This is a genomic window from Kitasatospora sp. NPDC056651, from assembly GCF_042792155.1.
Classification (GTDB): Bacteria; Actinomycetota; Actinomycetes; order Streptomycetales; family Streptomycetaceae; genus Kitasatospora.
Genome location: NZ_JBHTWX010000105.1, coordinates 26,062 through 33,210, shown reverse-complemented (window position 1 = coordinate 33,210; position 7,149 = coordinate 26,062). Strand labels below are relative to the sequence as shown.

General features: G+C 73.2%; 7 protein-coding genes. 6 read left to right on the top strand and 1 reads right to left on the bottom strand.

Annotation, left to right across the window (positions count from 1 at the left end; all coding sequences use genetic code 11):
• The first annotated feature begins 104 nt into the window (after nt 1-104).
• The 6 genes from ACFRAR_RS30870 (at nt 105) to ACFRAR_RS30845 (ending at nt 6,023) form a co-directional block, all read left to right on the top strand.
• The gene (locus ACFRAR_RS30870; protein ID WP_380702158.1) at nt 105-530 is read left to right on the top strand and encodes a hypothetical protein; all 426 of its coding nucleotides are present in this window, start codon (nt 105-107) and stop codon (nt 528-530) included.
• Entirely contained in the window at nt 527-1,510 is a 984-nt protein-coding gene (locus ACFRAR_RS30865) for an NAD(P)-dependent oxidoreductase (RefSeq protein ID WP_380702156.1), read from the top strand. Before ACFRAR_RS30870 ends, ACFRAR_RS30865 begins: the two co-directional genes overlap by 4 nt.
• Nucleotides 1,511-1,616: 106 nt before the next feature.
• Nucleotides 1,617-2,195 carry an NAD(P)H-dependent oxidoreductase gene (locus ACFRAR_RS30860; protein ID WP_380702154.1) on the top strand — a complete coding sequence of 193 codons (579 nt, stop codon included), beginning with the start codon at nt 1,617-1,619 and terminating at the stop codon, nt 2,193-2,195.
• A gap of 313 nt (nt 2,196-2,508) precedes the next feature.
• Complete coding sequence (locus ACFRAR_RS30855; RefSeq protein WP_380702152.1) at nt 2,509-3,663, top strand: PT domain-containing protein; 1,155 nt, start codon at nt 2,509-2,511, stop codon at nt 3,661-3,663.
• A 200-nt stretch (nt 3,664-3,863) separates the two neighbouring features.
• Nucleotides 3,864-5,087, top strand: a complete 1,224-nt coding sequence (locus tag ACFRAR_RS30850; RefSeq protein WP_380702150.1) for a hypothetical protein — start codon at nt 3,864-3,866, stop codon at nt 5,085-5,087.
• 162 nt (nt 5,088-5,249) lie between these two features.
• Nucleotides 5,250-6,023 (top strand): MerR family transcriptional regulator, encoded by a 774-nt coding sequence (locus ACFRAR_RS30845; protein WP_380702148.1) that lies wholly within the window; start codon nt 5,250-5,252, stop codon nt 6,021-6,023.
• 9 nt (nt 6,024-6,032) lie between these two features.
• Here ACFRAR_RS30845 and ACFRAR_RS30840 read toward each other — a convergent pair whose 3' ends face one another.
• Nucleotides 6,033-7,106, bottom strand: coding sequence for a helix-turn-helix domain-containing protein (locus ACFRAR_RS30840; protein ID WP_380702146.1), 1,074 nt, complete (start codon nt 7,104-7,106; stop codon nt 6,033-6,035).
• Nucleotides 7,107-7,149: the final 43 nt, after the last annotated feature.

The following is a 7,149-nucleotide window of genomic DNA, read 5'->3' as shown; positions in this document are numbered from 1 at the left end:
CCTTTGCCTCGTTCGGGTGAACGCCGGAGGGGTCGCCGCAGAACACGGGATGACCCTTCGAAAAGCCGCTGCCGCTGTCAGTGCCGCGTGGCAGGCTTCCCGGTATGACGGCGTGGACCCTCAACGACATCGAACGTGCGATCCGCTCCTCCTGGGGCGTGGACACCTGTGCGCCCGAGGATCTGGCCCACTGGCGTCCCGACAACCCCGCCCGCGGCCAGTGCGGGGTGACGGCGATGGTGGTGCACGACCTGCTCGGCGGCGAGCTCATGATGGGCGAGGTGTACGTCGACGGCGTGCGGACGGACCTCCACTGGTGGAACCGCTTCGCCACCGGTTTTGAGATCGACCTCACCCGTGAGCAGTTCGGGCCGGACGAGCTGGTCGGCCCCGGCCGCCCGGTCGCCCGCCCGGCCCGCCCCGGCCGGCTCCAGGCCCAGTACGAGCTGCTGCGCGGCCGGGTGGTCGCCGGGCTGGAGCGCGGCGCCGTCGCCGACCGTACCCGCAGGCCGGCCCGCGCCTGTGCGTGAGCCGGGCCGCGTGGCCTCGGATCGGGTCGCCCGCTCCTGACATACAGTTCGGTCGCGTACGGGCGGTGACGGCGAGGAGCGAGGAGAGTGCGCGGATGACCGGGCAGACGATCGGCTTCGTGGGACTGGGCGCGATGGGACGGGGCATGGCCGGCAGCCTGCTGCGGGCCGGCCACACCGTACGGGTCTGGAACCGCTCGCCCGAGCCGGTGGCCGCCATGGTGGCCGAGGGCGCGGAGGCGGCCGACTCGCTCGCCGAGGTGTTCGCCGCCGACACGGTGGTCTCCATGCTGGCCAACGACACGGCGGTCGAACAGCTGCTGCTCGACCCGGCGCTGCTGGCCGGCGCCACGGCGACCCTGCACGTCAACATGGCCACCGTCTCGCTCGCCCTCGCCGAGCGGGCCGAGGCGCTGCACGCCGAGCACGGCATCGGCTACGTGGCCGCGCCCGTACTCGGCAGGCCCCCGGTCGCGGCGGCGGGGCGGTTGAACATCCTGGTCGCGGGCGCGCCCGAACTGCTGGACCGGGCCGAGCCGCTGTTCGCCGCGATGGGCGAACGCACCTGGCACTTCGGCGGGAGCCCCCGGCAGGCCAACACGGCCAAGATCAGCGCCAACTTCCTGATCGCCTGCGCGATCGAGTCGATGGCCGAGGCGTGCAGCCTGGCCGACGCGCACGGCGTCCGGCCGACCGACCTGGTCGAGATGCTCACCGGCACGCTCTTCCCCGGGCCGGTCCACTCCGGCTACGGCGCGATGGTGGCCGAGCGCCGTTACGAGCCGGCCGAGTTCCGGCTGCCGCTGGGGCTCAAGGACGTCGGCCTCGCGCTGGAGGCGGGGGCCGCGCGCAACGTCCCGCTGCCGTTCGGCAGCATCCTGCGGGACGCCTTCCTGGACGCGCTGGCCCACGGCGACGGGGACAAGGACTGGGCGGCGGTGGCCGCCGTCGCCCGCCGCCGGGCCGGACTGCCCGACTGACCCCCTCCGACGACGAGGTCGTCGCCGCTACCGGGCCCGGAATAGACCGGCGTCCGACGATTGCTCACTCCTGAGTTCGCACCACGCCTACGACGGAGGAGTCCTGATGACCGGTCAGTCGTCCGGCGCCGACGCGCCGCGCCGCTTCCTGTTCCTCGACGCCAGCGCGCGCCCCGACGGCAACTCGGTCCGCCTCGCCCGGCTGGCCGCCGAGTCGAGCCTGCCGGCCGGTGCCGAGCAGCAGTGGCTGCGGCTGGACGACCATCCGCTGCCGCCCTTCCGGGACCTGCGGCACATCGGTGACGGCAGTTACCCCGAGCCCACCGGCCACGAGCGGACCCTGCTGGACGCGACCCTGGCGGCCACCGACCTGGTCTTCGTCGCGCCGCTGTACTGGTACTCGCTGCCGACCAGCGCCAAGCTCTACCTCGACCACTGGTCGGCCTGGCTCCGGGAGCCCGGGGCGGCGTTCCGCGACGGGATGCGCGGCGGCACCATCTGGGGCGTCACCGTCCTCGCCGGAGAGGGCCACCTGGCCGATCCGCTGGTCGGGACGCTCCGGCTGACCGCCGAGTACATGGGGATGCGCTGGGGCGGGGTGCTGCTCGGCAACGGCACCCGCCCGGGGGACGTGCTGGGCGACGAGCGGGCGTTGATCGCGGCCAAGTCCTTCTTCGAGGGCTGATCCCCCGGGAGCGCGCCGGCCGGCGCCGGTCCGCTGTCCGCCGCCGGGGCGCGAGGTGCCGACTTCCGGACGTGCACCCGTCACCGGTCGGTGACCGCCAGGCGAAGCGCAAAAGCCTTACAGGTAAACAGAGTTGGACGATTCGGGCATGATCTCCAGGTGATCGGGCCACAGTGTGCCACCCGCCTTCCTGGTCGGCCGGATCGTTCGGTACTCTCCGTCGGACTTTCAGCTTCGCGGGGGGTTCGCGGCGTTCACGACTGCCCCCTCGCGCCTTCCCGGGCCTCGCCCGGACACTTCCGTGAGGTCTCCCTTGTCCATACGTCGCAGTCTTGCCCTTGCCGGAGCCGCCGCGCTCGCGTCCTCACTCGTGCTGGCCGGCGCCCAGGGCGCCATGGCCGTCGGCACCCCCGGCACTCCGTCCGCCGCCGCCACGCAGGCGGACAAGGCGTCGCACGCGAGCCTCGACCTCTCGCTGGACGGCGTTCCCGGCACCTTCATCGCCGGTGGTGACGCCCGCGAGTTCACGTTCGAGATCGAGAACCGGACGAAGCACGACTTCGTCTTCATCCCGCTGCTCAAGTTCAAGAACAAGGCGGGCACCCTCCAGGCGAAGGACCTCAAGGTCCAGTACAAGCTGCCCAAGGGGCAGTGGCAGACCGCCGTCGTCGCCCCCGACAAGAGCGGGGAGAAGAACACCTCCGTCCTGATGATGCTCGGGACCCTCGACGGGGACGGCAACCCGGTCGCCGACGACCTGCTCGGGGTGAACCGCGGCAAGCACGTCCCGATCAAGGTCCGGGCCTCCTTCGCCGACGGCTCCCCGCTCGGCCGGGCCGGCGTCGTCCCGGTCGTCTTCGCCGCCCAGCTCGACGACACCAGCCACCAGCCGGTCGACAACGGTCACCTCAGCTGCGACGGCGGCGTGGGTTTCGTCATCAAGGCGCCCGGGGGCAAGCCGACCCCGACGCACACCGGCAAGCCCAGCCCGACGGGCAAGCCCAGCCCGACCGCCAGCAGCTCCCCGTCGGCCAGCAGCTCCCCGTCGGCCAGCCCGACCGTCGCGCCGACGGAGCAGCCGACCGAGAAGCCGACCGAGAAGCCCACCGTCGCGCCGACGGAGCAGCCGACGGAGAAGCCCACCGAGAAGCCGACCGAGCAGCCGAGCACCCCGGCCACCGGCACGCCCTCCGGCTCGGCCACCACCCCGGCCCCGGCCGAGAGCAGCGGTGACACCTCGGGCCCGATCGACTTCCCGGTGGAGCCCCCGGTCATCACCCCGCCGCCGCTGACCCCGGGCGCCGTGGACAAGGCCAAGTCCGCCGCGGACGACGACGACAAGGCCCTGGCCCAGACCGGTGGCGGTGACCACACCACCGCCATCGCGGCCACCGGTGGTGCCGTCCTGGTGGCCGGTGTCGGCACCCTGGTGGTGCTGCGCCGCCGCAAGTCCGCGCAGCAGGGCTGACCCGGAGGCGCTGAGCCGACGGCACTGATCCGGAGGCACTGACCCGGAGGCACTGACCCGGAGGGCGACGTCCTCCGGAGCGCGCCGCCCGCGCCGCCCCGCACCGTCCTCCCGGACGGATGTGCGGGCGGCGCGGGCGGTTCTACTTCGTCACATAGGATGTCCGGCCGGAGGGGGGCGGAACGGCGGGGAGAGGACAGGTGCGGGAAGCACGCACGGCACGGGCCACCACCGACTACGAGGCGACGACCGGGCGGATCGCGGGACTGCCGCTCCGGAGGCACCACATCCTGCTGACGGCCTGGACGGTGCTCTGGTTCTTCCTCGTCGAGCCCAGCGGCGGCTTCTCCTGGCACTACCTGCGCCAGGGCGAGCAGCTGCTCTTCAGCGACCAGCCCGACGGCGGCCTGTCGCTCTACGCCCACCACCCGGAGCTCCAGATCGGCCCGGTGAGCCTCGCCGCGGCCAGGCTCACCGCCCCGTTCGCCCCGCACACCGGCGAGCTGATCGCCGAGGCGGTGAGCGCCGGACTGGGCCTGGTGATGCTGGTCGTGATCGGCCGCACCGCCGCCCTGTACTACCTCGGCACCGGGATCAACCACCGGCGGCTCCAGCAGCGCCTGCTGATCGCCGGGCTGGCGTTCATCCCGATGTGGGTCGAGGTGTCGGTCCGCTTCGCGCACCTGGACGACGTCCTCGCGCTGTTCTTCACCACCCTCGCCGCGCACGCGCTGGCCCGTGGCAAGCCCGTCCAGGTCGCGGTCTTCCTGGCGCTGGCGGTGGATTCCAAACCCTGGGCGATAGCCTTCGCGCCGCTGATCCTGGCGCTGCCCCGGCCCGCCTGGCTGCGCACCGCGCTCTGGTTCTGCCTCCTGGTGGCGATCGCCTGGCTGCCGTTCTACCTGGGCAACCTGGACACCATGGCGGCCGCCAAGTTCACCATCCCGAACCAGCCCGCCTCCGCGCTGCGCTGGTTCGGGGTGACCGACCCGTCCACCCCCTGGTGGGACCGCCCGACCCAGTTCGCGCTCGGCATCGGGCTCGGCTGCGTCGCCGTCTGGCGCGGCCGCTGGCCGGCCGTGGTGCTGCTGGGCGCGGACGCCCGCGTCCTGCTCGATCCGAGCGTCTACACGTACTACACGGCCTCGATCCTGCTCGGCACCCTGCTCTGGGACGCGGTCGGGCAGAAGCGGCTCGTTCCGTGGTGGAGCTGGATCGCGCTGGCTGCGCTGTACGGCGGCACGCTGTTCCTCCCGTCCGACGCGGCCCGCGGTTTCGTCCGGCTCGCCTTCGTGGTGGTCTCCGCCGGGTACGTGCTGTTCTGGCCCACCCAGCGGTCCCGCCGCCGGCGCTCGGGGCCGTCGGGTGGCGTCGACGACGCCCCGGCCGGGCACCGGCTCCCGGAGCCCGCCCGTACCGCCTGACCGCCTGACCGCCTGACCGCCTGACCGCCCGTACCGCCTGACCGCCGGCGCGACTCGACCGCCGGCGCGACCGGCCCCCGGTGCGACTCGCCCCCCGACGCGACTTGACCCTCACGCGACGTGAGAGCCGAGGGTGGTGGTCAGCACCAGGGAGGAACCCCGATGACCGATGAGGGCTACTCGGTCGGCGCCGTGGCGAAGATCGCCAAGGTGACCGTCCGCACCCTGCACCACTACGACGAGATCGGCCTGCTGTCCCCGGCCGGCCGGACCGGCTCCGGCTACCGCCGGTACGTGGACGCCGACCTCGACCGGCTGCAGCAGGTCCTCTTCTACCGGGAACTCGGCTTCCCCCTGGAGGAGATCGCGGCGATCCTGGACGACCACTCGGTCAGCCCGAGCGAACACCTCCGGCGGCAGCACCAGCTGCTCACCGACCGGATCAGGCACCTCCAGGAACTCGCCACCGCCGTCGAACACGCCATGGAGGCACGGAGAATGGGCATTCAGCTGACCCCGGAGGAGAAGTTCGAGATCTTCGGCGAGGGCTACCAGGAGGACTGGGAGCAGGAGGCCGAGCAGCGCTGGGGGGACACCGCGGCCTGGGCCGAGTCGCAGCGCCGCACCGGCGGCTACTCGAAGGCCGACTGGCAGCGGGTCCAGGCCGAGATGACGGAGCTCAACACCCGTCTGGCCGCGGCGGTCACCGCCGGCGAGGCCGCCGACGGCACGGTGGCCACCGACCTCGCCGAGGAGCACCGGCAGCACATCTGCCGCAACTTCTACGACTGCACCTTCACCATCCACCGCGGCCTGGCCTGCCTGTACGTCTCCGACCAGCGCTGGACCGACACCTACGAGAAGATCGTGCCGGGCCTGGCCCGGTGGCTGCACGACGCGATCCTCGCCAACGCGGACCGGCGCGAGCGGGCGTAGTCGGCGCGTTCAGGCCGCCCCGCGCCCGAAGGAGCGCCGGTAGGCGGTCGGGGAGGTGCGCATCACCCGGCCGAAGTGGTGCCGGAAGGTCGCGGCGCTCTCGAAGCCGACCGCCGTGGCGACCTCCTCCACCGTCCCCTCCGGGGACTCCAGCAGCGGCAGACTGGCCGCGATGCGCTGGGTGACGACCCAGCGCATCGGGCTGGTCCCGTTGCGGGCGGTGAAGTGCCGCAGGTACGAGCGGTCCGACATCCGGGCGGCCCGGGCCAGCAGGGAGATGGTCAGCGGGGAGGACAGGTGGTCCAGCGCCCACCGCATGCTGCGGGCTATGCCGTCCTCCTCGTCCTCGACCGGGTGGACCGCCGCCTCGATGAACTGGGCCTGTCCGCCGTCCCGGTGCGGTGCGACCACGAAGCGGCGGGCCACCGCGTTGGCCACCTTGGCGCCGTGGTCCCGGCGGATCAGGTGCAGGCAGAGGTCGATGCCGGCCGCGCTGCCCGCGCTGGTGAGCACGTCGCCGTCCTCCACGTAGAGCACGTCCGGGTTGACCCGCACCTTCGGGTACCGCTGCTGGAGCAGTTCGGCGTACCGCCAGTGGGTGGTCGCTTCCCGGCCGTCCAGCAGCCCGGCGGCGGCCAGCGCGAAGGCGCCGCCGCAGATCGACACGATCCGGGCGCCGCGCCCGTGCGCGGTGCGCAGCGCCTCGACCAGCCCGGGGGAGACGCCCCCGGCGTGGCGGCCGGGGGGCGCCCCCACGCCGCCGAACGCGTCCGGCACCCCGGGGACGATCACGGTGTCGGCCGCGGCCAGTTCGTCCAGGCCGTGCCGGGCGGTCAGGGTGAAGCCGCCCACCGCGTCCAGCGCCGTCCCGGGCCGGTCGGCGCACACCTTCAGCCCGTACCAGGGCGCCGCCAGCAGCCCGGTCAGCTCGGGCCGGGCCAGCCCGAACACCTCGACCACGACGCCGAGTTCGAACGGCGCCATGCCGGAGAAGGCGTACACCGCGACGTCGTGCACGGGCTCCGGACGCCGGCCGATCCTGACGGGCACCGGCCGTGAGCCCTCGACGCGCTGCTCGGCCATGCGAAACCCCCTGCTCACGGGTGGCGGAATGCCGGTGAGTGTA

Excerpts from the sequence above, each read along its gene's own strand:
- ACFRAR_RS30840 (WP_380702146.1), bottom strand. The coding sequence starts at position 7,106 with ATGGCCGAGCAGCGCGTCGAGGGCTCACGGCCGGTGCCCGTCAGGATC.
- ACFRAR_RS30860 (WP_380702154.1), top strand. The coding sequence starts at position 1,617 with ATGACCGGTCAGTCGTCCGGCGCCGACGCGCCGCGCCGCTTCCTGTTC.
- ACFRAR_RS30845 (WP_380702148.1), top strand. The coding sequence starts at position 5,250 with ATGACCGATGAGGGCTACTCGGTCGGCGCCGTGGCGAAGATCGCCAAG.
- ACFRAR_RS30870 (WP_380702158.1), top strand. The coding sequence starts at position 105 with ATGACGGCGTGGACCCTCAACGACATCGAACGTGCGATCCGCTCCTCC.